General features: G+C 46.0%; 24 protein-coding genes and 1 pseudogene. 8 read left to right on the top strand and 17 right to left on the bottom strand.

Annotated features, from left to right (window positions below; translation table 11 throughout):
* Positions 1–207 precede the first annotated feature (207 nt).
* The gene (locus B9J87_RS08070; RefSeq protein ID WP_094150098.1) at positions 208–1050 is read left to right on the top strand and encodes a hypothetical protein; all 843 of its coding nucleotides are present in this window, start codon (positions 208–210) and stop codon (positions 1048–1050) included.
* A 9-nt stretch (positions 1051–1059) separates the two neighbouring features.
* Here B9J87_RS08070 and B9J87_RS08065 read toward each other — a convergent pair whose 3' ends face one another.
* The gene (locus B9J87_RS08065) at positions 1060–2319 is read right to left on the bottom strand and encodes a tyrosine-type recombinase/integrase (RefSeq protein ID WP_047459694.1); all 1260 of its coding nucleotides are present in this window, start codon (positions 2317–2319) and stop codon (positions 1060–1062) included.
* 324 nt (positions 2320–2643) lie between these two features.
* On the bottom strand, positions 2644–2793 hold the full coding sequence (locus B9J87_RS08060; RefSeq protein WP_234912779.1) for a hypothetical protein: 150 nt from the start codon (positions 2791–2793) through the stop codon (positions 2644–2646).
* 454 nt (positions 2794–3247) lie between these two features.
* On the opposite strand from B9J87_RS08060, the gene B9J87_RS08055 reads away from it, so the two are divergent.
* Together B9J87_RS08055 and B9J87_RS17910 are read left to right on the top strand one after the other, a co-directional pair.
* Positions 3248–6349: a beta-galactosidase gene (locus tag B9J87_RS08055; RefSeq protein ID WP_094150096.1), complete on the top strand. Its 3102-nt coding sequence runs from the start codon at positions 3248–3250 to the stop codon at positions 6347–6349.
* Positions 6339–6492, top strand: a pseudogene (locus tag B9J87_RS17910) (substrate-binding domain-containing protein); the annotation flags it as partial. The gene B9J87_RS08055 and the pseudogene B9J87_RS17910, both read left to right, overlap by 11 nt.
* Before the next feature lie 15 nt (positions 6493–6507).
* Here the strand turns inward: B9J87_RS17910 and B9J87_RS08050 are convergent.
* Positions 6508–6885, bottom strand: a complete 378-nt coding sequence (locus tag B9J87_RS08050) for a YijD family membrane protein (RefSeq protein WP_013855478.1) — start codon at positions 6883–6885, stop codon at positions 6508–6510.
* Positions 6885–7526, bottom strand: a complete 642-nt coding sequence (gene fabR / locus B9J87_RS08045; protein ID WP_017048583.1) for an HTH-type transcriptional repressor FabR — start codon at positions 7524–7526, stop codon at positions 6885–6887. Before fabR ends, B9J87_RS08050 begins: the two co-directional genes overlap by 1 nt.
* 286 nt (positions 7527–7812) lie before the next feature.
* Between fabR and sthA the strand changes: the two genes are divergently transcribed.
* Complete coding sequence (gene sthA, locus B9J87_RS08040) at positions 7813–9213, top strand: Si-specific NAD(P)(+) transhydrogenase (protein ID WP_094150094.1); 1401 nt, start codon at positions 7813–7815, stop codon at positions 9211–9213.
* A 103-nt stretch (positions 9214–9316) separates the two neighbouring features.
* Here sthA and dinF read toward each other — a convergent pair whose 3' ends face one another.
* The 3 genes from dinF to lexA all read right to left on the bottom strand — a co-directional run bounded on the left by dinF (position 9317) and on the right by lexA (position 12259).
* Entirely contained in the window at positions 9317–10660 is a 1344-nt protein-coding gene (gene dinF / locus B9J87_RS08035) for an MATE family efflux transporter DinF (RefSeq protein ID WP_094150092.1), read from the bottom strand.
* 62 nt (positions 10661–10722) lie between these two features.
* Complete coding sequence (locus B9J87_RS08030) at positions 10723–11541, bottom strand: class I SAM-dependent methyltransferase (RefSeq protein WP_017048580.1); 819 nt, start codon at positions 11539–11541, stop codon at positions 10723–10725.
* 94 nt (positions 11542–11635) lie between these two features.
* Positions 11636–12259, bottom strand: coding sequence for a transcriptional repressor LexA (gene lexA, locus B9J87_RS08025; RefSeq protein WP_026028591.1), 624 nt, complete (start codon positions 12257–12259; stop codon positions 11636–11638).
* Positions 12260–12578: 319 nt separating this feature from the next.
* Between lexA and plsB the strand changes: the two genes are divergently transcribed.
* The gene (gene plsB / locus B9J87_RS08020) at positions 12579–15002 is read left to right on the top strand and encodes a glycerol-3-phosphate 1-O-acyltransferase PlsB (protein ID WP_017044870.1); all 2424 of its coding nucleotides are present in this window, start codon (positions 12579–12581) and stop codon (positions 15000–15002) included.
* Positions 15003–15083: 81 nt separating this feature from the next.
* Here plsB and ubiA read toward each other — a convergent pair whose 3' ends face one another.
* Entirely contained in the window at positions 15084–15938 is an 855-nt protein-coding gene (gene ubiA, locus B9J87_RS08015) for a 4-hydroxybenzoate octaprenyltransferase (protein WP_088720706.1), read from the bottom strand.
* Positions 15935–16489 carry a chorismate lyase gene (locus B9J87_RS08010; RefSeq protein ID WP_013855487.1) on the bottom strand — a complete coding sequence of 185 codons (555 nt, stop codon included), beginning with the start codon at positions 16487–16489 and terminating at the stop codon, positions 15935–15937. Before B9J87_RS08010 ends, ubiA begins: the two co-directional genes overlap by 4 nt.
* A gap of 236 nt (positions 16490–16725) precedes the next feature.
* On the opposite strand from B9J87_RS08010, the gene B9J87_RS08005 reads away from it, so the two are divergent.
* Positions 16726–17133: a flagellar basal body-associated protein FliL gene (locus B9J87_RS08005; RefSeq protein WP_013855488.1), complete on the top strand. Its 408-nt coding sequence runs from the start codon at positions 16726–16728 to the stop codon at positions 17131–17133.
* Between the two features lie 31 nt (positions 17134–17164).
* On the opposite strand, the gene glpG is transcribed toward B9J87_RS08005, so the two are convergent.
* The 6 genes from glpG to ftsY all read right to left on the bottom strand — a co-directional run bounded on the left by glpG (position 17165) and on the right by ftsY (position 22689).
* Positions 17165–17998, bottom strand: a complete 834-nt coding sequence (gene glpG, locus B9J87_RS08000; protein ID WP_094123607.1) for a rhomboid family intramembrane serine protease GlpG — start codon at positions 17996–17998, stop codon at positions 17165–17167.
* 8 nt (positions 17999–18006) lie between these two features.
* Positions 18007–18327: a thiosulfate sulfurtransferase GlpE gene (gene glpE / locus B9J87_RS07995; RefSeq protein WP_010316900.1), complete on the bottom strand. Its 321-nt coding sequence runs from the start codon at positions 18325–18327 to the stop codon at positions 18007–18009.
* A gap of 395 nt (positions 18328–18722) precedes the next feature.
* Entirely contained in the window at positions 18723–19580 is an 858-nt protein-coding gene (rpoH, locus tag B9J87_RS07990; RefSeq protein WP_013855491.1) for an RNA polymerase sigma factor RpoH, read from the bottom strand.
* Positions 19581–19755: 175 nt separating this feature from the next.
* Positions 19756–20724: a permease-like cell division protein FtsX gene (gene ftsX / locus B9J87_RS07985; protein ID WP_013855492.1), complete on the bottom strand. Its 969-nt coding sequence runs from the start codon at positions 20722–20724 to the stop codon at positions 19756–19758.
* Positions 20714–21388 (bottom strand): cell division ATP-binding protein FtsE, encoded by a 675-nt coding sequence (gene ftsE, locus B9J87_RS07980; RefSeq protein ID WP_010316903.1) that lies wholly within the window; start codon positions 21386–21388, stop codon positions 20714–20716. Before ftsE ends, ftsX begins: the two co-directional genes overlap by 11 nt.
* 62 nt (positions 21389–21450) lie before the next feature.
* Positions 21451–22689, bottom strand: a complete 1239-nt coding sequence (gene ftsY, locus B9J87_RS07975) for a signal recognition particle-docking protein FtsY (protein ID WP_094150090.1) — start codon at positions 22687–22689, stop codon at positions 21451–21453.
* Between the two features lie 206 nt (positions 22690–22895).
* Between ftsY and rsmD the strand changes: the two genes are divergently transcribed.
* Entirely contained in the window at positions 22896–23495 is a 600-nt protein-coding gene (gene rsmD, locus B9J87_RS07970; RefSeq protein ID WP_026028810.1) for a 16S rRNA (guanine(966)-N(2))-methyltransferase RsmD, read from the top strand.
* Positions 23492–23758 carry a DUF1145 domain-containing protein gene (locus B9J87_RS07965; RefSeq protein ID WP_013855495.1) on the top strand — a complete coding sequence of 89 codons (267 nt, stop codon included), beginning with the start codon at positions 23492–23494 and terminating at the stop codon, positions 23756–23758. The genes rsmD and B9J87_RS07965 overlap by 4 nt, the downstream gene beginning before the upstream one ends.
* 75 nt (positions 23759–23833) lie before the next feature.
* Here B9J87_RS07965 and B9J87_RS07960 read toward each other — a convergent pair whose 3' ends face one another.
* Together B9J87_RS07960 and B9J87_RS07955 are read right to left on the bottom strand one after the other, a co-directional pair.
* On the bottom strand, positions 23834–24421 hold the full coding sequence (locus tag B9J87_RS07960; RefSeq protein WP_017048588.1) for a YhgN family NAAT transporter: 588 nt from the start codon (positions 24419–24421) through the stop codon (positions 23834–23836).
* Between the two features lie 100 nt (positions 24422–24521).
* Positions 24522–25145, bottom strand: coding sequence for a lysoplasmalogenase (locus B9J87_RS07955; RefSeq protein ID WP_013855503.1), 624 nt, complete (start codon positions 25143–25145; stop codon positions 24522–24524).
* Positions 25146–25363: the final 218 nt, after the last annotated feature.

Below are 25363 nucleotides of genomic sequence, written 5' to 3'. Positions count from 1 at the left end.
AATCTATACACAATTCTACTGCTTTAAATCCACCTCATAATCAAGCATCCGAATTGAGTACCTAGAAATCTGGTAGAAAAAGACCAGATTTAGACATAGACAACACGGCTAGAAAGGTACTTCATTCCTAAATCAATCTAATTCCCCCTTGTAAAACATTCAGAAAAAAGTTAAAAAAAACATGTAAAAACTACTAAGTATTAAAAAATGAAATCTAGACTTAATGAAATAAAAGAAAAATATTCAGAATCACTCAAATTGAGAGGGTTTAACTTTATTGATATTAACGATCCAATAAGTATTTCCATTGCTTACATGTTTATATCCCTTAACACATTCACTCAGCAGGGAAAAATAATAAACCATAAGTTTGGCAATGCTACAGCTCAAGAAAAAATGAAGTTACCTGATATTGTTGAACACTATACGGCTTACAGTGTTGAAGATATGCTAGAAGTGTTTTTGGAGTTTTATAATGACTTTGATGCCTTAGGACAAAATAAAAAAACAATACTAAGAGAGATAAACTATTGTTACTCAAATTATAAAAATGAAGGATTATTCGACTGGATATCAGGGAAAGATAACAGCCAAATTGAGTGGTTGGGAAAATATATAGATAAAGAAAGACAATTACGACATTACAAACGTAGAACAAGGGTATTTGAGAAAAAAGAGTTGATTCATCTTGCCTTACCGTCTTTGGTTTATGTCATTGGTATGTCATCTAGCGATAGGGAACTCTTGTCGATAAAAATGAGAAGAGCTTGGGGACAAGTTAAATATAGAGAGAAGGTCAAGAAAGAGAACAAGGTCAGCTTCAACTTTGTTACTGACAAAAAAACAAGAGAGAAACTAAAGAAACTCTCAGTGGCTTTCGATCTAACAATGAATGAAACCCTTGATAGGTTAATAAATGCAACGCATGATAGCGCTCTATGCAAACCAAAAGTAAACAACAATCCTATTACTCCTCCCTCCTCTACATCACGATTTGATGCAAGCACGTTTCTTGGCTTAATCAGCCCAAGCCGCTTTAGTGATAAGTAATACAGCTACTCAGGCCATCTTAGCGGAGGGTAATGGGTGGACATTCGCTTCCATTAGCGATTGCAACTTGTTACCCCATGCCTCCAGAACCTTCAACTGCTCATCGATATAATCATGATGGTTATAGACTCTGAGCATACCTGGCAGCTGGTGGCCGACTGTCTTTTCAATCGCTACGATATCTAACCCCATTTCACTACAACGACTGATAAAGGTACGGCGCAAGTCATGAGGTGAAAAGCGCTCAAAGTCGCTAGGTAGATTACGTTTGATCAATGCCCGTACAGCCGCAGGTTCTTGCACTCTATCGACCATTAGTTGGGGCCATACCAACTTCCACTTACTTGGCACACTGTCACGCTGCTCGTTTAGAAGTGCAAGCAAGTAACCACTTAAAGGCACTTTACGTGCGTCTTGGCTTTTAGTGTGCCGCTCTTCTGAGCTGGCTGGTAATAGCCAAATTCCCTCATCAAAATCTAACTCACTCCAACGCATTTCCAGTACGGCACTAATACGCTGTCCACAACCAAGTAAGAACTGCATTAAACGGATGTTCGAGGGATCTGTACGCCATGACGGCATACTCGTTAACAGAATCTTTAACTCTGAAAAGCTTAAATTACGTTTTGTCACTTTAGAGCCGCCGCCAACATCTTTTGCTTTCAACTGTGGTGCAGGATGAGTATCAAGCATATTTAGTGCTAGGGCATGGTTAATCACTTGATTGATGATTTTATGACAAACCCCGATAGCCCCCGCCATACGCTTACCGTCTTTATCGACCTTCGCATCAAAGACCCGGTTTAGGTCATATATGCTCAAATCAGCTAATTTGATGCCACCGAGAATCGGCTTGATATCTCGATAGTAAATGGTCCTCGACTGGTCACCACGAAGCTGTTTTGAAAGACGTTTTTCATCGAAGCTAATAAACGCATCGTCAAAGGTCTTCGCCTCATCTTGCGCTCGTTTCTCGATATCCAACTCAACTTTTGGGTTCTTACCATTCTCCAACCAACTACGATAACGACCCGCTTCCTTTCGCGCCTGATCCAATGTCATCCCGCGCTCTGGTTTGATCTTAATGTATCGACCCATAGAGATTTTTTCGTGTTTCTTCCCTACTTGAAAACGAAAGATCCAAGTCATTGTGCCAGTTGGACGAACTCGAATGTTCAATCCTTCGACTTTCTTATCGGGGATCGAGTATTCCTTATCCTGTGGCTTCAATGCTTGCAACGTTGCATTGGTACTGATTCGTTTCGTCATCGTTGGAAAACCTCTGCATTTCTGGGTACGGCTCTGGGTACGGCGTGGGGTACGGCAAACGTCGAGTTTCTATTGTACGGCTTTGGACTTTACCGGACAACATGATTACAAAAATAAATAAAAATCATAAACTTAAGCTCAAAAAATATAACTCTATAGACTTTGACGGATTAAAGGTTCGATTTACCCACCACATGGAAGCAGGTGTGATGCTGGAGAAGATTAAATAAGACTTTCAATCAATATTTAAATTTCGATTTAATCGGCTTTCACGCATTCGTACTGACAACATTACCTATTATGCTGCTCGCTCTGACTAACGGTTTAATCAGGGCGGGCTATAGCACAGGGCGATGCAGAGCCCATACGATAACCGTTGAGATCACCGCTTACCTTCTGCCCCCAGTGCAAAATCTCTGCATACTCACCCAATTCGACAATCAGTAGAGCCTGCCCACCGGTTAATTCAATCAATGGTTATCTGTCATTTTGTCTGACTTTGAAGCAGGAAATTACATCGCATCACAGTGAATCGAGCAAAATAATCGGTGAGCCAAACTAAATGCATGGGAACGTTTACAGATTGATTTCGATATAAACGTCAGACCCGAAGCCAATCTCACCAAGGAAAGTTCATCACTCGCCGTTAAAATTGCTTAAAAGCATATTCCAGAGAGGATGATCACACGAAAGAAGAATAAATCCGTTATTACTATGAAAATGTAAATCCCATCATGGAAACGTTTCCACATTTTATTTACACTGAGTAGCAAGTTAGGACTCAAAAAATAAAACGATTAGCTACTCTATGTATGGCACTGTTTTTTTGCCGCGTTAGCATCGATTACCAGAACAAAAAAGTCATCCATTACGGTATTCACTACCGTAGCTCAACACGGTTAGAAACAAAAAATCAAGTAGGAAAACCATGAAGGCATTTTCAGATATTCTCCAACGACGTGACTGGGAAACCCCGCAATCAGTGAATATTCACTGCTTAAAAGCACATAGCCCACTTTCCAGTTACCGAGATATTGACCATGCCCGTGACGGCGTTTACGCCCAACGTCAATCGCTGAATGGCCAATGGAAATTCAAAGTGTTCGACTCGCCAGAACAAGTCGAAGGCGAGTTTATTCAAACCAAATTCAATGACACGAACTGGGATGAAATAACGGTCCCTTCCAACTGGCAGCTACAAGGCTACGACAAACCAATTTACACCAACGTAAAATACCCGTTTGAAGTAAACCCTCCATTCGTGCCCGCTGAAAACCCGACAGGTTGTTACCGCACTACGATTTCCCGCTCAGAAGCCGATCTTGCCAATACCCAGCGCATCATCTTCGATGGTGTGAACTCAGCATTCCACCTATGGTGCAACGGCACTTGGGTGGGATACAGCCAAGATAGCCGCTTGCCTTCCGAATTCGACTTATCGCCCTACCTAGTGGCTGGCGAGAATACACTTGCCGTGATGGTGATGCGTTGGTGTGATGGCAGCTACCTAGAAGACCAAGACATGTGGTGGCTAAGTGGTATTTTCCGCGACGTAACTTTGCTTTCTAAACCGCAATACTGCATTGAAGATGTATTCGTCACGCCAGATTTGGATGCGTGTTATCGCGATGGTTCACTATCAATCGTGACGCACATTTCAGCGCCAGATTGTTACCAAGTGCAAGTGCAGCTCTTTGATGGTGAATGCGCAGTGACTGAGCCGCGAATTGATCGACCGCACAACCGCCGTATTGACGAGCGGGGCACATACGATGACGTAGTATTTCAAACATTGCATGTGCGTGAGCCAAACAAATGGAGCGCAGAAACCCCCAATCTATACCGCCTAGTCATTTCCCTATTAGATGAAAACGGCATGCATCTAGAGAGTGAAGCCTATCATGTGGGCTTTCGCAAAGTGGAAATCACTGATGGTCAGTTGAAACTCAACGGCAGGCCTTTGCTGATCCGTGGCGTTAACCGTCATGAGCATCATCCAGAGCTTGGGCATGTGATGACAGAAGAAGACATGATCCGCGACATCTGTTTGATGAAGCAATACAATTTCAACGCGGTACGTACAGCGCACTACCCAAATCACCCTCGTTGGTACGAACTGTGTGACCAATACGGCTTGTACGTGTGCGATGAAGCGAACATCGAAACCCATGGCATGCAGCCGATGAATCGCCTTTCGAGCAATCCACAATGGACGCACGCATACATGAGCCGCTACACCCAAATGGTGATGCGCGATAAAAACCATCCTTCTATCATCATCTGGTCTTTGGGTAACGAGTCTGGCCACGGCAGCAACCACAATGCGATGTACGCTTGGTCGAAAAACTACGATCCGTCGCGCCCTGTTCAATATGAAGGTGGCGGTGCCAATACCGCTGCAACCGACATCATTGCGCCTATGTACGCCCGTGTGAATACAACGATTGCAGATGAAGCAGTGCCAAAATGGCCAATCAAAAAATGGATTTCTCTACCCAACGAAACTCGCCCACTGATCTTATGTGAATACGCCCACGCAATGGGTAACAGTTTGGGGAGTTTTAATGAATATTGGGATGCATTCCGCGAGTTTCCTCGCCTTCAAGGCGGCTTTATCTGGGATTGGGTAGACCAAGGCTTGAGCCAATGGGATGAGAACGGCCAACACTTCTGGGCTTACGGTGGCGATTTTGGCGATAAAATCAATGACCGCCAGTTCTGCATCAACGGGTTGATCTTCCCAGATCGCACTGTGCATCCAACATTGGAAGAAGCCAAATACTGCCAGCGTATGATTCGCGTGTCGCTGCAAGAACAAGTGAAAGGATTCTGTCATCTATTAGTAACTAACGAAAACCTATTTCGTGCAACGGACAACGAGCAATTGAACTGGTCACTTTTGGAAGATGGCAAATTGATTCAATCTGGCTCAGTGGTGCTGAACATCAAAGCCGATAGCCAAGCAACCGTAGAGATTGCTTTTGAATTTACACCTAAAGCAGAAGCGCGATACCACTTGAATACTGACATCACCTTAGTGGCTGAAACACTTTGGGCACCCGCGGGACATGTGAGCGCTTCTGAGCAATTTGCGCTACGCAATACCTCAGGTCTCGCCATGCCTAAATTGGAAACGCAACCAGCCCCAGCGATAAGCCAGCAAAAAGGCATGATCGTAGTCACCAGCCTAGATGAGAAGCATCAATGGTGCTGGGATAGTCAAACAGGCTTGATGATTGATTGGCAAGTCGATGGCAAAGCGCAAATGCTGGCGGCACCGCAAGATAACTTCTTCCGTGCGCCACTGGATAACGATATTGGTGTGAGTGAAGTGGATAACGTAGATCCAAACGCTTGGGTATGTCGTTGGGATATGGCTGGTATTGGCCAATGGAAACGCGAATGTGTCAGTTGCCATAGCGACATGTTGGCGCATGCCGTGCAAGTAACATCAACTTTCGCTTACCAATTCAACGGTGCCGTGCAAGCCATCACCACTTGGACGCATACGCTGAAAAACAGTGGCGAAATGCAGCTGACCGTTGATGTGACACTTGCCGATGATCTACCACCCATGCCACGTATCGGCTTGGAGTTGCAATTGCCATTGCATGAGCAGAGTACACCAATCACTTGGCAAGGTTTAGGTCCGTTTGAGAACTACCCAGACCGCCTATCTGCAGCACGTTTTGGCTTGCACACGCAAACGCTAGAAGAGATGCACACTCCGTACATTTTCCCAACCGACAGTGGCTTACGTTGTGGTACTCAATGGCTGCAAGTGAACGAACTGGCGATATCTGGCGATTTCCAATTTAGTGTCAGTCAATATGCTCAACAGACGCTGGCAAAAGCAAAACACACCTGTGATTTAATGGCAGAAAAAACCATTTATGTGCGCCTGGACCATCAGCACATGGGCGTGGGTGGTGATGATTCTTGGAGCCCTAGTGTGCACAAAGAATTCCAGCTAACTGGCAATAATTACATTTACCGAATAACGTTCAAAGCAATTTCGCATCGTATTTAAAAACGCACCGATAACGGCTATCGCCACTTACAACGATTACGTGGCAGCGGGATGCATGACGCTACGACAAGAAAACGGCGTCCACATCCCTGTGATATGTCTTTGATAGGCTTGGAGACGGTCACATCGCACGCTATATCTACCTAGTCATTGATGACTTAGTCGGTGCGATGGCGACCAAGAAAACCCAATTTTCTTCCAACCCAGAGTAGCAACAACAGCAGTACGAGAATGGCGAAAAAGTTAGAACCAGAATCTGGATATTGTGCTTTGATAAATGCCGAATGACCAAAAGCACCGACAAAGAAACAGGCAAGCGCTACCAATGGAAGATCTTCCGCCACCGGATGGCGCAAATATTCTTGATACAACGCCTGCACAGAAAGCACTAATGCAATCAATGGGAAAATGGAGAACGGAACTTGGCTAATGGTTACCCAAGACAACAAAGCATCGCCGCACATACCTGCGATGAGCGCTAGCACAAGTGTTTTTCTTTCCGAACCACGATGGGTTGTGTTGTTTTCATTCGACATTACTCTATCCCCCCTTTGAGCCGATTACGTTCACGTTCTTTGCGATACCAAAATGCCCCTTTGGCTAGCATTCGCAACTGCATGATCAAACGTTCAGCAAGCTCATCTCGCTCACGTCGATCTAAATCTAAAGCTTCAGCGCCGGAGCTGAACACCAAAATAACGGAAGCTTCGGCCTGAGTTAATGCCTCGTCACGGCCCATGCCTGTCGTCATCAAATACTCGGTGAGCTCTGCGGAAAAGTGCTGTATTTCTCGCACTACCGCAGCACGAAACTCGCAAGAAGTGCCCGAACGTTCTCGCAGTAATAGGCGAAACACATTGGGGCTACTTTCAATAAATTCCATGAAGGTTTCAACCGACGTGCGAATCACACTGCCCTCTTTGACAATGCGCTGCCGTGCTTGGCGCATCAATTGGCGCAGCAGTAAACCGCCTTCGTCAACCATGGTTAAACCCAACTCATCCATATCTTTAAAATGTCGATAGAATGAGGTGGGCGCAATCCCCGCCTCGCGGGCCACTTCTCGTAAACTTAAGTTAGAAAAACTCCGATCGGCACTTAATTGGCTAAATGCTGCATCAATCAATGAACGACGTGTTTTTTCTTTTTGTAATGCGCGAATTCCCATCGATTTCATATTAAGTCGCTTCTCTTTTACTATCTGAGCCATACTATAACGTGATTGAGCACGTTGTCTAAGCCACAACATCGCCTCTTTGGACAAAGTGACCAATTAAACAGTCACCTAACCTAATTTCAATCACTCGCCACAGTAAGATGGGCAAAGCAATAGCATAAAGTGGCATTTTCACCTCTCGAGCGTGATCCTCTCCACTCTCTGATGGCAACATCGTTTACCGCACTGATGGATCAGTTAAAATCTCGCTACAGCAATGTTAAACAAATACAACAAGGAATAGAGTATGGCGAACCAAAACCACTTCGATGTCATCGTAATTGGTAGCGGCCCGGGCGGAGAAGGCGCCGCAATGGGTTTGACTAAAGCGGGGTTTAATGTCGCCATTATCGAAAAAGAGTGTAGTGTTGGCGGAGGTTGTACCCATTGGGGCACCATTCCCTCCAAGGCGTTACGCCATGCGGTCAGCCGCATCATCGAATTCAACAGTAACCCTCTATTTTGTAAAAACAACACCAGTATTCATCTCACTTTTTCTGATATTTTAGGCCATGCTAAATCTGTGATTGATAAACAGACGCGCTTGCGCCAAGGCTTTTACGATCGCAATCAGTGTACGCTGATTTTTGGTAACGCTAAGTTTACCCACAAAAACACCGTGGCGGTTACGCACGCTGACGGCAGCATCGAAAAATACAGCGCCGACAAATTTGTGATTGCGACTGGCTCACGCCCTTATCAACCTGATGATGTTGATTTTACTCATGAACGAGTTTATGACAGCGATTCGATTCTCTCGCTTAAACACGATCCTCGCCACATCATCATTTATGGCGCAGGCGTCATTGGTTGCGAATACGCTTCGATTTTCCGCGGATTAGGCGTCAAAACCGACCTCATCAATACCCGCGACCGCTTGCTGTCGTTTCTGGATAACGAAACGTCTGATGCACTCTCGTACCATTTTTGGAACAGCGGAATTGTGATTCGTAATGATGAAACCCATGAAAAGATTGAAGGCACTGACGATGGTGTGATCGTTCATTTGCAATCGGGCAAAAAAATGAAAGCCGACTGTATCTTGTATGCCAATGGACGCACGGGCAACACTGACAAATTGAACCTCAAAGCGGTGGGCCTGAATGCCGACTCACGTGGCCAACTGGCCGTCAATCGTAACTATCAAACCTCGGTGGAGCACATCTACGCAGTCGGTGATGTAATTGGCTACCCAAGCCTTGCGAGCGCAGCCTATGATCAAGGTCGATTTGTCGCTCAAGCGATTGCTCATGGTCAAGCGCAAGGGCACTTAATTGATGACATTCCAACTGGGATTTACACCATTCCTGAAATCAGTTCAGTGGGCAAAACAGAGCAAGAACTCACCGCGGCCAAAATTCCGTATGAAGTTGGCCGCTCTTCGTTTAAACACCTCGCACGAGCACAAATTTCTGGCAAAGATATCGGCAGCTTGAAAATTTTGTTTCACCGAGAGACAAAAGAAATTTTAGGTATTCATGTGTTTGGAGAACGCGCGGCTGAAATCATCCATATCGGACAGGCAATTATGGAGCAAAAAGGCGAAGCCAATACCCTCGAATATTTCGTCAATACCACCTTCAATTATCCAACCATGGCCGAAGCCTACCGCGTGGCGGCGTTAAATGGCCTGAATCGATTGTTCTAATCATCGACCTAATTCTGCCTGCCAATGGAATGAAAGCCGCTAACGAGTGCGGCTTTCTTTTTGGTAACCTAGTGAGTGAGGTGCTTAGGGATAGATTCGGTGATCAAGTGAGAAAAACACCGCGTCGCCATTGTGAGATAAAGACCACACCTAAACTGATGCCGCGCATCGCCATAAAGCTGATCATCGCCATCCACAGGGCGTGATTACCCAAAGACTGAGCCAGATAGAAAACGCTGAAAAAACTGCACATCGCGACAAACATGCTGTTGCGCATCTCTTTACCTTTGGTCGCGCCGATAAAAATACCATCCAATAAAAAACACCACATCGCGGTTAACGGCATCGCCACCAGCCACGGTAGATAACGGTTAGCCGCTTGCTGAACTGCGTTAATGTCAGTGATCAGCGTGATCAACGCCGATCCCCACACCGCAAACATCACCGTTAACGCTAAACAGATTAGCGCACTCCAGAAAAAACTGCCGATCAGAGCACTTTTGAGCTGCGTCTCACTTTTTGCACCAATCGCTTTGCCAACCATGGCCTCCATCGCATAAGCAAAACCATCCATGCCATAGGAGATCATCATCAAAAAACTCATTAAGACAGCGTTAGCCGCCACGGTTTGATCACCAAAGGCCGCCCCTTGAAAGGTCATAAAGCTAAACGCCGCCTGCAAACAGAGTGAACGCAGGAAAATATCGCGATTCAATTTCACAAAGCGGCTAAGACCTTGTGTCACTAAAACACCTAGCTGCAGTGGCGAAGGGAGTTGATGCCGCAACCAATAGCGCCAAACACACAGTAAACCAAAGCTCATGCCCGCATAATCAGCGATAACCGACGCCAGCGCAGCACCTTCCACTTTCCAGCCGAAACCCAACACAAACAGAATGTCCAACGCGATGTTGGTTAAGTTAGTGATGATTACCATCCACATTGGCGCTTTGGCATTTTGCGTGGCTAACAGCCAGCCGAGCAGTACAAAGTTGGCCAATGCGGCGGGCGCACTCCACGCTCGAATCACAAAATACTGCAACCCATATTGCTTTACTTGCTCACTGGCACTGCTGGCTGAAAAAATCGCATCGCCAATCCATCGATGCAGAATCAAAAACAACAACGCAAATGCCAGTGCCATCAAGAGCCCTTGCAACAAGACTAACGCCAGTTTTTGTGACGATTGTTCACCGTATGCTTGCGCCGCAAGGCCTGTGGTCGACATTCTTAAAAAGCCGAGTAACCAGAAAGTGACACTGACTACCGTACCGCCAAGTGCCACACCACCTAAATACCAAGCGTGTTCCAGATGACCGATCACCGCCGCATCAACTAAACCTAACAGCGGTACGGTAATATTGGACAGCACCATAGGTATCGCCAGTAGCAACACTTGTCGATGTACGGAACGGTTCGATAACGTTTGTAAAATAGATTGCAACACGTTGACCTCTCATGGGTGAGAGCAAAGTGTAGCGGAGTGATAGGAGGACGGCTAGCGGTTACTCACCAACGGACATAAACTAAAACGGGTGTTAAGCGCAGCTTGTAAACCATCACCTTACTTAACCAACGTTGCCATAATTTCCAGCGGCCACAATGTTGATCGAGCGGTGAAAACGTTTTTGCCGACGAAGCCCAAGGCAAGACATTGAGTACCGCTTCGGTTGGATTAGCAAAACCATGTCCGTAATGGCCTGAGCCCATTTTCTGACCTAAAGCGGAAGCAGTTTTGTCTCCAGCCAGCATTAAACAAGCCGCCGCATTAGAAAAATGCAAACCCAATGCGCGGATAAAATAGGTGAGTTGCTGCGCCGTACAATCTAATAACGCATGCTCACAAACGATTAAAACGGCTGAGGATTCCGCAATAGGCAATGCATCCAACCACTGAAGATCATCGACACTACCACACACATGTTGATAACGCTCACTGCGATGAAACAATTTCTGCCGCCACAGCAGGTTTTCGGTGATATCGAGTTCTATCCAATGGCAACGCCCGTTGTCTACCCGATAAAAGCGGGTATCTAACCCAGCACCGACATTAATGATCCATCCATCAGGGTTACGCTCAATAAACGCGCGCACTTGTTGATCGCACAATTGCGTTAAGGTCGCATGCAGCAATTGTTTTTGATCGATATCACCGCTTAAACATTCGGGGGCTAAGTGACAGCTCTGGCAGGCTTTTGCAGCGATCGGATCATACACTAACCCGTTATCAACCAAACTTTCGCGGCTACGAAACCACAACGGTTGAACTAAATTGGTTGGAATATGATGACGTGGGGTTAGTGAATGTTTATCGGTAGGCATTACCATCTTCCTTATGTCGCAACTCGATGTAACAACAAAGAAGATGATAATGAATATCAGTTAGAATAACAAGTTATTGAGAATAGATCTCAATAATAAATCACATCCAATCGGTATTGCGAATAATGCCGACGGCCACACCTTCAATGGTGAGCTGCTGAGATTTAAGATCCACTTCAATCGGTGAGAACGCTTCATTCTCTGCGTGCAATAACACGGTAGAGCCTTTACGTTCTAGACGTTTTACCGTCACATCATCTTCAACACGCGCCACCACCACTTGCCCATTACGCACATCTTGTGTTTTGTGCACTGCGAGTAAGTCACCGTCCATAATGCCAATATCTTTCATACTTTCGCCTTGCACACGCAGTAAGAAATCCGCTTGAGGGCGAAACATATTGGGATCCACTTGGTAATGCGCTTCGACATGCTCTTGCGCCAAAATAGGCTCTCCCGCCGCGACTCGACCAATTAAAGGCAGGCCAAGATCTTCTGGCTCATTGGCAGCTTCAAGTAAGATACGCAACCCACGAGAGGCACCCGGAATAATTTCAATCGCTTGTTTACGAGCCAGTGCTTTTAAATGCTCTTCTGCGGCATTGGCGGAACGAAAACCCAGCTCGCGTGCGATTTCAGCGCGAGTCGGTGGCATTCCGGTTTCGTCGATCTTACTGCGGATAAGATCAAATACTTGTTGCTGGCGGGGCGTTAACGGCTTCATATCTCACCTGTCTGTTTATACAGTTAACTGTGAGTATATCCAGTAATCGAATAAATGGAAGAGCGGACGCTTATTTTTTGGCTATTTACAAAAAATGCCGCAATCGACCGATAAATACCTCACCGATTCACTCACCGCGCTCGCAAGTGATGCTGTTTTACTAAACAATAATGATTAAAAGGTTTGACCAGTTTCTGGTATCCTTGCGGCTCAAAAATAGCTAGCCGCTTCGGCGCATATCGATTTCTCTGAGTATCAACTCACAGGGAAATGGACATGCGCTTAAGCATATTGAAATATTCTTGAGGCGACGACCTTTATGTCTTCTGGACACTCATTATCTCGTTCACTACTAAAATTACCTTTGTCTGCGTTGGTCAAAGGCACGGCGATCCCTTCTAATCCAATAGAAGACCACGGCATTGATATTCACAAGCCGATTGTTTACGCCTTACCTTTTCGCTCAAGTGTTGATTTGCTCACCTTGCAAACTCACGCCAAAGAACTGGGTTTACCTGACCCGCTGCAACCGCTTGAGCTAAACGGCAAAAGTTTTACCCGTTATGTTTTCATCTCGGCGCGCCCAACCTTGATGCGCAATGATCAGCACGTTCCTAGTGACTCTATCGCTCTTTTTTCTGAACTGCTTGAGCTACATAAGTTTGATACGGAATTGGACGTTCAAATGATCCCAGCGACGGTGCTTTGGGGACGTAAACCAGGTAAAGAAGGGCAAGAGAAACCCTATCTCCAAGCCTTAAATGGCCCACAAAAAGCACTCGCGGTAATTTTTGCTGGACGCGATTGTATGGTGCGCTTTAGCCCCGTCGTTTCACTGCGCTATATGGCTGATTCACACGGCACCGACGAATCTATCGCGCATAAATTGGCACGAGTGGCTCGTATTCATTTCTCTCGCCAAAAGCTGGCGGCTTCTGGGCCAAATTTGCCCAATCGCCAAGCGCTGTTTAACCGCCTAATTAAATCACAAGCGATTGAAAAAGCGATTGAAGATCAAGCGAAAGCCAACAATATCTCCCTCGAAAAAGCGCGCAAAGAAGCGCATGACATCATGGATGAGATTGCCGCTGATTTCTCTTACTCCTTAATCAAGAAAGGAGAGCGCATACTGGGCTGGTTATGGAACCGAATTTACCAAGGGCTTAATATAAATAATGCCGCCACCGTGCGTCGCCTTGCGCAAGATGGACACGAGATTGTCTATGTCCCTTGCCACCGCAGCCATATGGATTATCTCTTACTTTCTTATGTGCTGTATCGCGAAGGTATGGTGCCACCGCATATTGCTGCCGGAATCAACTTGAACTTTTTCCCAGCAGGTCCGATTTTCCGCCGTGGCGGCGCATTCTTCATTCGTCGCAGCTTTAAAGGTAATAAGCTCTATTCGACCATTTTCCGCGAATATCTAGCCGAGCTATTTGCCAAAGGCTATTCAGTTGAATATTTCAGCGAAGGTGGCCGTTCACGCACTGGCCGTTTACTGCCAGCGAAAACAGGCATGCTGGCGATGACCATCCAAGCCATGTTGCGCGGCCTTAACCGCCCGGTGACCCTCGTGCCGGTTTATATCGGTTATGAACACGTGATGGAAGTAAGCACTTACGCCAAAGAGCTACGCGGCAAAAGTAAAGAGAAAGAAAATGCGGGTTTAGTGCTGCGCACGATTCGCAAGCTGCGTAATTTTGGCCAAGGCTATGTCAATTTTGGCGAACCGATCCCGTTGAACCAATACCTCAACGAGCAAGTGCCAGAATGGACGCAAGATATTGACCCTATGGGCAGCACCAAGCCGCAGTGGATCAACCCTATTGTTAACCAACTGGCCACCAAGATGATGACGCACATTAACGATGCGGCGGCGGCCAATGCCTTAACTTTGTGTGCCACCGCGTTACTTGCTTCACGCCAAAGCGCACTGGCTCGTGACAATTTGGTTAAGCAAATCGACTGCTATTTATCGCTACTAAATAACGTGCGCTACTCAGCAACCTGCACTGTGCCTAAAGCCAGTGCGGAAGAACTGGTTAACCATGCACAGTCGCTCGACAAGTTTGTAATTGAATCCGATACCATGGGTGAGATTATTTCTCTTGACCGCAATCAGTCGATTTTGATGACCTACTATCGCAATAACATCATTCATCTGTTTGCCATTCCCTCACTGATTGCGCAGATGTTGATCCGCCAGCAAACGCTATCACTAGAGCAGATAACCGCCAATGTGGCACTGATTTATCCCTTCTTAAAGCAGGAGCTGTTTTTAAGCTTTGCGCAAGATGAACTCGCAGATGTAGTCAACGCTTACGTTAACGAACTGCAACGTCAACAATTAGTAACGCTAGAAGAGGGTGTCGTGGCTATTAATCAAGCCAAAACACAAGTGTTGATGCTGCTCGGTCGTACCATTTCAGAAACCCTACAACGCTACGCGATTGCTCTCAATCTATTGGTTGCCAACCCTGAAGTGGGCAAATCTGATTTAGAGCAAAAAAGCCAAGAAATTGCACAACGTCTTGGCCGTTTGCATGGCATCAATGCCCCTGAGTTTTTTGATAAAGGGGTATTCTCCGCCATGTTTGTCACGCTCAAAGAGCAGGGCTATTTGGATGTTGATGGCAATTGCCATTTAGAACCAACCGTTCAGCTAGCACGCCTACTTTACTCGATGCTCTATCCTGAAATTCGCTTAACCATTCAAGAAAGTCTCTGCCAAGCGAACTAATCGGTCGTAAGAAACAGTAAAGGCATCCCAATGGATGCCTTTACTTTATTCGTGAAGTACTTACAAAAACTAGTGAACTACTTACCAAAACGCAAAAAGCAGGCCCAACGTTAACACCATGCCAACGTGATTGTTATTGAGAAAAGCGTGGAAGCATAAATCACGATCACGATGACGAATTAAACGCTGCTGATAAACAAACAGAGCCGCTGCAGCCAATACTGACCAATAAAAACTCGCCCCTAACTGATAATAGCCACCAAGTGCGATCATCAACGCCAGTACCAATAACTGTAAAATGCCGATGATGATTTTATCAAAACGACCAAATAAAATAGCGGTCGATTTGACTCCGATATTGATATCGTCATCACGATCAACCATCGCATACTGCGTATCATACGCCACAGTCCACAACGCATTGATCAAAAATAGCCCCCACATCACCGCTGGCAATTCGTTGGCTTGCGCCGCCCATGCCATCGGAATAGACCAACTAAAGGCCAGCCCTAATACCAACTGCGGAAGGTGTGTATAACGTTTCATGAACGGATAAACAAACGCTAATGCGATACCAACAAAGGAGAGCTGAACCGTGAGTGGATTCATGGTCAAAACCAGCAGGAAAGAAGTGATACCTAGCGTTAAAAACAGTGCAATCGCCTCTTTGGTTGTCACACTCCCGGCAGGCAAAGGCCGCTGTTTGGTTCGTTTAACATGTCCATCGACTCTGCGATCGGCAAAATCGTTGATCACGCAACCCGCTGAGCGCATCAACAACACCCCCAACACGAATACCAATAATACTTTAGGATCGGGGAAACCTTGCGCGGCTAAAATCAATGCCCATAAGGTTGGCCACAACAATAGCAAAGAACCAATTGGCCGGTCCATGCGCATCAGTTGCCAATAAGCACGCGCCTTAACCAAAGTCATGACACTCTCTCCTTAGAGTAAATCGGTGAAAAGGGTAAAAACAGCTCCGCAACTAACATCGGTTTATTATTCATCCATAATCGTGAACGGCGTGCAAGCAACGGCCCCTCTTCCATCATTGCCCAGCCCACTTGTAGTGCGTCACGCTTAACGTGCTCAGCACGAAAAACCGTTAACCCAAGCGGGATATCACCTTGGCGCGCTAAGTCATATTGCTGACCCAGCATCGAAGATTGAGGAATTAAAGTACGGCCTAAAACCCATGGCTGTTGATCACCACGCAGCACAACCTGACGTAACAAACAGGCTTCATCAGATAACAGAGCCATCTCATCGCCCTGTAATTTTTCTGCCTCAACGAGCTTATTGTGCAGTAGTTCAACGCTCAGTTGCTGACACTGCGCCTCTAACACGCGAGATAATGATCCTTGCTCTAAAAGCCAAGACTGAGAAACCTGATCAGGAAAAGAAAAAACGTCAGGTTGTTGCCAAATTACTTCTCGCAAAGCAGACAGATAGAGCGAAATTGATTGATTCATACTAGTATTCAATTAGTGGCTTTATCAACATACAATAAAGGTCCATTTTTGGTTAACACAACCATAAAAAGCGCTCACTCACAGAATCCCTCGGTTGGAGGTTAAAAACCCGCTTGTAAAAACGGGAAGCGACAACTGCGGTATATTCCAAACAACGAGATAAGCATTTTGATTACAATCCGATGCTCTATTGTAACAAGACTCAAGCGATTCGAGTATCGTGAACCAACTAAAGAAAAGATAGAAATATGCTTAAACGTTATGTAGCCCAAATAATTATCGCCCTAAGCTTGTTTTGTGCGTTACCAAGTTATGCACAAGATGAAAAAGCGCCTAGGCTGGCGTACTTTACCTTAGAGCCGGATCTCACCACCAACTTTTTCACCAAAGGAAATAAGTTAGGTTACATCCAAGTTCGTATCGACGTGATGGTATCCAGCGACGCCGATTTACCCGCCGTTGAACGGCATCAACCACTGATTCGTGATGCCATCGTCGAGCTACTCGGTAAACAGACCGAAGAGACGATAAAATCACTCGCAGGTCGGGAAGATTTAAGAAAAACGTTGGTCACAGAGCTCAACGCGGTGTTACTGCCTGAAATAGGCCGAACCATTATTGCTGACCTACTGTTTACTAAATACATCTATCAATAGAGCAGCGATTGCCGCTCTATTGATGTTTTGCTTAACGAGTTCGATGACGGCTGGCGTCATTTAATCCAAAGGCGATTCCTGCAAATAGACCCGCTAAATGCGCGCTGTTGGCAATCGCCATAAAGGGTTGCACAAACCCGAGCACTAACCACACCAGCATAAAACCGATCACCGGTTTGGGCATTTGCAAGCCAAGATGAGGGGCTTTCCAACCAAGCATCCATAGATAACCGACCAACGCATAGACCACACCCGATAAACCACCAAAATTGGCTCCTTCAACCCAGTACTGAGCCGCACCGGACAACAATGCTGACACTAAAAATAGCTGTCCAAGTTTGAATGAGCCAAGCCGTTTTTCAACATCGCCCCCCAACTGCCACCACCATAACAAGTTAAAGACGATGTGTAGCACAGAGAAATGAAGTAAAGCATGACTAAACCAGCGCCAAATCTGCCATTGCTGCCCAGCCAAAGCAGGAAAATGTAATGCAGAAAATACTTGATTGGCTAGCCCAAACTGCTGCAATGCAAAGATAATGGCGCATGCCATCATCACGCCCAGTGTTAAAGGCCCAGCTTTGGCTTTGAGCATCGCCAACATGCTCGGTGAACGATATTGAAAGTGACTTTTGCGGCTTTCAGCCACATCCCATGAAGCGGCTTGATACTTTCTGTCATTTGGATTGTGCAGAAAATGGTTGAGTTCCGCTTCGGCTTCAATCTGATGTTGCTCATCAAGTAACCATAACGCAAATTGACCACTCCCTTCCGGCATCATTTGAATCTCAATTTCACGAGAGGCCATGTAATCAATAAAGGCTTGCGCCATTCTTGGGTTATTGAGCGTGATCAGTCTTAACATAAGTCATCCTAATTGCTGGTTACGGGCAAGCCTGCACGATGCCAAGCTTCGAATCCACCATCCACACTATACACCTGTTCAAAACCTTGGTTAATCAGATACTGTGCAGCACCTTGGCTGCTAATACCGTGATAACACATCACTAAAATGGGTTGGTCAAATTCGCTTTTTTCCATAAATGAAACCATGCTGTCGTTGGTTAAGTGGAATGCGCCATTTGCATGTGCAACCGCAAAAGATTGCGCATCACGAATATCCACTAATTGCGCATCATGTTGTTCCATTAAAGCTTGTGCTGCTTGAGCATTGATATGTTGAAACTGATCCATCGCTTCCTCTGATTGGTTTTATTTTTAGCGTTTGATTGTAACCTATCCCAAGGCAATCAAGTACACGGCCTTTATAAGGTTATCCACCACTGATCACTTTTTCGCCGTTTGTGGATAATCTTGTGGATTGCGTTGATAAAGTAGTAAATGAGAAATAGATCCACAACATGTAGTGATGATCCTTACTTTTCTGTGTGTAACACAATACATATCCCCAAATATAAAACGGTGTTCAAGCCTTGATTTAACCGACTTGATGACAGCTCACGAATAATTTTGTCACAGAGTTATCCACAATCAGCGCGCTGAAAATTTGATCACTTAAAGTGATCAAAAATAAAAAAACCGAGATCGTAAGATCTCGGTTTTTAATGCGCTTCACAATGAGTCAGTGATTAGAACTCGCCGACAGCATCCTTTAGCTTCTTCATTGCATTTTTTTCTAGCTGACGAATACGCTCAGCTGAGACACCATACTCTTCCGCTAACTCTTGTAGCGTAGCTTTTTGATCATCCAACCAACGAGAGCGCACAATATGTTTACTGCGTTCATCTAAGCTAGCCAACGCCAAGCTTAAACGATTGTTGGTGTGATGCTCCCAATTCGCCGCTTCAATGTTATCCGCAAGATCTGAATGCTTATCTTCGAGATAAAGCACAGGTGCCGTGTAAGAAGAGCTCGAATCATCGTCTTCCGCCGACATTTCAAAGGTGGCATCTTGCGCGGCTAAGCGTGATTCCATTTCTCGCACTTCAGCCGGGTCAACGCCCAACTCACGGGCAACCGCTTCCACTTCACCGCTATTAAACCAGCCTAAACGCTTTTTCGATTTGCGTAGGTTGAAGAATAGCTTACGTTGCGCTTTCGTGGTCGCTATTTTTACAATGCGCCAGTTGCGTAACACGTATTCGTGAATTTCAGCTTTGATCCAGTGCACAGCAAAGGAAACCAGTCTCACCCCAACTTCTGGGTTGAAACGCTTCACCGCTTTCATTAAGCCAATATTGCCTTCCTGAACTAAATCCGCCATGGGCAGGCCATAACCAGAATAGCCACGAGCAACGTGAACAACGAATCGAAGGTGCGATAAGATCAACCCTTTCGCCGCTTCAATTTCACCTTTGTAATGTAATCGCTCTGCGAGTGACCGCTCTTCTTCCGCGCTCAGCATTGGGTAGCTGTTCACTGAACGAATGTAGCTGTCTAAGCTGTCTTGTGAAACGAGAGCCATTTGATACGTTTGGTTTGTCATTCAATTCCTCATCAATTTCTGATCTGGAGTAATGGATGTTTTTAACCCGACAATCTTGAACCTAAAATGAACAAGATTCAAGCAAGGGGAAACTATTATGCATAAACAAGTCGCCTATACAAGTGCTGTGGCTAAAGCTAGCCAACAGTTATTGCCTACATATGACAATATTCAACTAAACTGGTTCAATTTCTTTTAAATGACGCTGCGCAGATACTTTTGCCGCTACGCATCCTAAGAAAGTACCGAGCATCAACAGCAGTAAGGATTCATCCCAACTTAGGCCAATAAGACGAAAACGGCTGTCATACAGTAGGGCAAGATCTTCAACGGCACCGTTCAATAAAATAGTCACAAAAGCGGTTAACAGCCAAGCGGCGAATGCGCCCAACAAGCCAAACCACATGCCAGCATAGAGATAAGGGCGCAAAATGTAGCGATCGGTGGCACCGATCAATTTCATGGTTTGGATCTCTTCTTTATTGGCTTGTACGTTAAAGCGCAAGGTGTTGCCCACAATCAGAAATACAGCGCCCAACATCAATACCGATAAACTCGCGACAATGATCGCCGCTAAAGTTCGAATGGCGTTTAACCTAGCAAGCCAATCTTCATCCAAGCGAACATCCGTGACGTCTTGTTCTGCTTGTATTTTTTTCGCCAGCGCTTTGATTTGCTCTTGCTGCTCAACCTGCGGGGTAACAATAAGCACGCCAGGTAAAGCGTAATCATCCAATAAACTAATGGCTTGTTCAAACCCGGCGTATTGACTCAGGTCATCCAATCCTTGCTGCGGTGAGATGTACTCCACGCTGGCGACATCGGCCAAACTTTCTAGCTCATCTTTCAACACCATAATTCGTGCTTCAGGTGTGCGCTCATGTAGATAGACACTGATCTGAGCAGGGCTGGTGACATTATTGGCTACAGACGCGATATTTTTGCTCAGCAGGTACATACAGGCTGGCATCGCAAGCGCCATCGAAATAACGGCGAGCGTTAAAATATTGCCGAGTGGGCGTGACCATAAACTTGAAAATGAGGCCTTGGCCTGCTTAAAGTGGATGGCTAAGAAACTATCGGTTTTGGCCCGTTTCGGTTCACGTGCTTTCGCGTTCCTTTTATTCGACGACTTAACGGCCATAGTCTTCTACCTCGCTTAAAAAACCTTGGTTAAGTTCTAAATGACGATATTGAGGACGCGTGTTGACTAAGCTGATGTCGTGCGTCGCAAGCAAAATAGAGACTCCGGCACGGTTAAACTCTTCAAACAGTTTAAGCACACGGTTAGAAAGCTCTGGGTCTAAGTTACCCGTAGGCTCATCGGCCAGCAGTAAGGTAGGTCGGTTCACGACCGCTCTTGCGATACCCACTCGTTGCTGCTCACCCCCAGAAAGTTGGCTCGGTAAACAGCGTGCTTTGTCTAATAGATCAGTTTTATCCAGCGCGGCTGAGACGCGACGCTTAATTTCATTTTCTGAAATCGATTCAATGCGCATTGGCAATGCCACATTGTCGTAAACCGTTCTGTCCATCAGCAGGCGATGATCTTGAAACACAATGCCGATGTTGCGGCGTAAAAAGGGAATATCTTGATTGGGAATACGCGTAATATCGTGACCGTTAAAGCTGATGCGCCCATCGGTTGGACGCTCAATCGCACAGATTAACTTCAACAAGGTACTTTTACCGGCTCCGGAGTGCCCACCCAAAAACGCCATTTCTCCTCGGCGTAAGTGAAAGTCGACCTTTTGCAGCGCCTGACGGCCTCCGCGATACGCTTTGCTGACTTGTTGAAACTTAATCACTCGCTATTCCTCTCACCAGTCTCCATTGGATGATGAGGTGCTCATTGAGCACCCACGCACACTTACTCTTCGCGGCTAAACAGAGCTTCAATAAATTGCTGCGTTTCAAACGGACGTAAATCGTCAATCCCTTCGCCAACCCCAATAAAGCGGATCGGAATTTCAAACTGATCGGCCAGCGCAAAAATAACGCCGCCTTTCGCCGTGCCATCCAGCTTGGTTAATGTGATCCCAGTCACCGGGGCCACTTCACTAAAGAGTTTGGCTTGGCTGATGGCGTTTTGCCCAGTAGCGGCATCTAACGTCAGCATCACTTCATGCGGCGCTGATTGATCAATTTTTTTCATGACGCGCACAATTTTACGCAACTCTTCCATGAGGTTGCTCTTGTTTTGCAAGCGACCAGCGGTATCGGCGATCACCACATCCACACCACGTGCTTTGGCGGCCTCAATCGCATCATAAATCACTGATGCGCTGTCTGCGCCAGTGTGCTGCGCAATTACTGGTACGTTGTTACGCTCGCCCCACACCTGCAACTGCTCAACAGCCGCAGCACGAAAAGTATCGCCCGCCGCTAAGATCACTTTTTTACCTTGAGCTTGAAACTGTTTGGCCAACTTACCTATCGTGGTCGTTTTGCCTACACCGTTGACGCCGACCATTAAAATAACGTAGGGCGTTTTTTGGCTATCGATCACTAACGGTTGCTCTACTTTGGCCAAAATGTCGGCCATTTCGTCTTTCAGTAAACCGTAGAGTGCCTCTCCATCTTTCAACGCGTGGCGAGAGGCTTTTTCTGTTAGATTACTGATGATTTTGAGTGTGGTTTCCATCCCAACATCGGCAATCAGCAGTTGCTCTTCCAGCTCTTCAAACAGCTCATCATCAATTTTCTTGCCTTTAAACAGACCAAAGAAACCCGCACCAATATTGGCTTTGGTTCGGCTAAGGCTGCGTTTTAAGCGTGCGAAAAAACTCTCGCTGGGTTTTTCTTGCTCTTGGATTCGTGCTTCTGCTTCTGCTTCTGCTTCTGCTTCTGCTTCTGCTTCTGCTTCTGCTTCTGCTTCTGCTTCTGCTTCTGCTTCTGCTTCTGCTTCTGCTTCTGCTTCTGCTAACGCAGTGTGTGGCTCTTCGATGGGTTGAGCAACTGCCGTCGTTTCTTGTTCTTGCTCAGCATCAACTGGTTCGACAAGCGTAGATGGCTCAAGCACTTGTTCTGTTTCGCTGGTTGATTTACTTGATTCTTCGTCACCAAAACCGAGCCAAGAGAGTAATCCACGTTTCTTTTTTTCCGTCATCTGGGGATATCCTAGATCTACCTAACTAACTACGACCCTTTTCTTGAAGGATTATCCCTCGTAAGAAAAAGAAAAATGACAAAGCAGTGAAAACTTTCCAATTAGATTGGTAAACTTTGTCATTATTGAAATTCAATGGCTATACCAAACCCGTTTCGGGTTGGCAGATTGGGTATAGTATCACTTTATTAGCGGTCAAAAAATCTATGGTAAGACGTCGCCAACAAAACTCATCACAAAATAAGCCTTCAACGGGCTTTGTTCGCATTATTAGTGGCTTATGGAGAGGTCGTAAACTGCCTGTTCATGATGCCCAAGGTCTGCGTCCCACGACGGATCGCGTCAAAGAAACTCTTTTTAACTGGTTAGCACAGGAGATCCCTGGTGCACACTGCTTAGATTTATTTGCAGGCTCTGGCAGCCTTGGGTTTGAAGCTGCCTCAAGGCAAGCACAATCCGTAACGCTGATTGAACTCAACCCGACGGCATTCAAACAGCTTGAACACAATATTGGTGCGCTCAACGCGACCAACTTACGAGCGATAAATAGTGATGCGCTGGCCTTTCTCAAGCAGCAAGGGACACCTCACCACGTGGTGTTCATCGACCCGCCGTTTCGCCAAGGCTTATTAAGCGAAGCCGTCTCGCTTTTAGAACAAAATGGCTGGCTTGCCGATGAAGCGCTGATTTATATTGAGACGGAAAAAGAATTGGCGCTAGAAGGCATCCCTGCTAATTGGCATCTGCACCGTGAGAAAAACGCAGGCCAAGTCAGTTATCGACTATTTGAGAGGAGCTCGGAATGAGAGTGTTACTGGTACTTGCAAAAGCGGCGATTGCTTTTGTTTGGTTGATTCTATTGCTGAATATCTTCATGCCGTTCCCCGGTAAAGCGGCGATTGCACTTTATATTATGACGGCATTTTTGTTCATTATGCACGGACTACAAATGCTGATCTTTATCGGTGCGTTTGGTGACAAGATCAGCATGAGCCGTTGGGAAAAATGGTCGATTCTGGTATTTGGAGTCTTCGCGCTGCTCGATATCCGCCGCAAACACATGACGTAAGTTAACGGCATAAAGAAAGCAACATAGGAAAAGCCGCTTCAAGTTCACACGATAGGCGGCTTTTTTATCCCCGAATCACAGCCCCATATAGCTTTTTACGCCATTTAAGAACATTTGCGTTGAGATCATAACTAGCAATAATCCCATCAAACGCTCGACCGCTTTTAAACCACGTTCACCCAGCACTTTGTGGAAGAAACCGTAGAACATCAAAATGATGAAAGTAGCGCCCCACGCGAGCAGTACAGAGGCTGACAGCTCAAGGAGTTTATCAGGGTGCTGAGTCGAAAGAAGCAGTAAGGCCGCAATCACTGAAGGACCCGCGATCATCGGAATTGCCATCGGTACGATGAAGGGCTCTTCCCCCGCCGCTAATCCAGTAATGCTACCTGCACTAGGGAAAATCATTTTAATCGAAATGATGAAGAGAATGATACCGCCAGAAATGCTGAGAGTTTCCGGTTGCACGTGCAAAAAACCCATGATGTTTTTGCCAGCAAACAGGAACAACATCAAAATGATCAACGCAAAACAGAGTTCGCGCACGAGCACAACACGGCGACGTTTGGGATCAAGGTGTTTTAAGATGGAGAGCATGACCGGCAGGTTGCCAAGCGGGTCCATGATCAAAAAAAGCATGGTCGCCGCCGATAAAATATCCATCTCTCACTACTCACATCGATTTAAAGTGCCCGCAGTATATCAGCCCAGTCATGAGATTTCGATGCTCCTGAAAGTAACGATATAGATGACGCGATAATGTTTACAAGGCCACCGAGGCAGAGATTAACGCTTGCGCTAATAAATAGCTGCCAGAAATAAGATAGCGCCCACAAGGCAATGGCCTGCGGTAATCGTGAATGGCTAACAAACTGGCCGAGAGCATCAGCACCAGACAGCCAACAAACCCGGCAAAGGCAGGCACTGTTTGCGTCTGCAGCCACAACTCTCCCGCCGCCCACGCCAACTGAACTAACATCATACCCATAATGGTTACGGGAAAGATCAAGGTGTCGATTTGCGGTAGCAATAGGAAAAAAGCCACAATACTGGTCGCAATCAAAAGGGCAGGTAGCCACCACACCATAGTGTCAGAAAGTTGCGCCCAGAAGGCTTTACTGTACATCAACTGTGCGACAAGAAAGCTAGCAAAACAGAGTTTTGAGTAGCGTTGCAACAGATGCAATGTGTCCGCGATTGCGGAAATAAGCAGACCGAGCGTGACCCATAAGATAGGAGAAGTGAGCTGCGTGGTATGGTTTAGAACTATCGCCACCAATAACAGCATACTGAGTGTTTTAAACATTACCGCTTGCTTGATTTTGTTACTTTCAACAGCCGAAATACTAATGAATCCAGACAAAGCAACGGAGAGCCAACTCCACATCTCATTTCCCCTTTAAAAATCTGCGGTCAGTGTAGGCATGTCATCATTGAAGTCCAGCAGATGAACGCAAAAATTGGATCTTGCTAGCGAATCGGAACGTTGGTTTTATTCAACAACAAAGAGTGGCGAAAACAATCAAAGCTCACTCTTTGCTCACTAACCCTCACTTTCAATCACCACAATGCCACCAAGAGACATTCCACTCATTTACAATACAC

The organism is Vibrio sp. V19_P1S1T109 (assembly GCF_002241375.1).
Classification (GTDB): domain Bacteria; phylum Pseudomonadota; class Gammaproteobacteria; order Enterobacterales; family Vibrionaceae; genus Vibrio; species Vibrio anguillarum.
Note: the sequence above shows the minus strand (reverse complement) of the source record. Positions and strands in the feature narration are given on the sequence as shown.